The 519-nt window shown below is 76.5% G+C and carries 1 protein-coding gene; it reads left to right on the forward strand.

Features of this window, described 5'->3' with window-relative positions; genetic code table 11:
- A partial coding sequence (locus tag AC5LUJ_RS07220) for an FAD-linked oxidase C-terminal domain-containing protein (protein ID WP_493464670.1) occupies positions 1-350 on the forward strand: 350 nt, incomplete at its 5' end.
- Between the last annotated feature and the right edge of the window lie 169 nt (positions 351-519).

Below are 519 nucleotides of genomic sequence, written 5' to 3' on the forward strand. Positions count from 1 at the left end.
ACCAGGCCGGCGCGGGGGCGGGCGAGGTCGCCGCCGGGGGAGCGCCCGGCCTGGTCGTGTGCCATGTCTCACACGTCTACCCGACCGGTGCCTCGCTGTACTTCACCGTCGTGTGCGCCGGCCGTGACGACCCGGTGGCACGGTGGCGCAGGGTGAAGGCCGCCGCCTCGCGCGCGATCGTCGAGACCGGCGGGACGATCACCCACCATCACGCCGTCGGCGTCGACCACCAGCCCTGGCTCACCGCGGAGATCGGCGATCTCGGGGTGGCGGTGCTGCGCGCGGTGAAGCACACCCTTGACCCGGACGGCATCCTCAACCCTGGCGTCCTCGTCCCCCGGGCCACCTGAGCCGGCCGGCCCGGCGGGGTCGCCACGGACCCGGTATGCGGCCCCTGGGCCGCTGCCGACCCGAGGGCGGGATGATCACCGGTCCGGCCCTGGCGGCCTGCGGCCCCTGGGCCGCTGCCGACCGCAGGCCCTCCGGGCCGCCGCAGGCACCGCTACGGACATGCGGCCC

It is taken from the genome of Protofrankia sp. CiP1_Cm_nod3, from assembly GCF_982290655.1.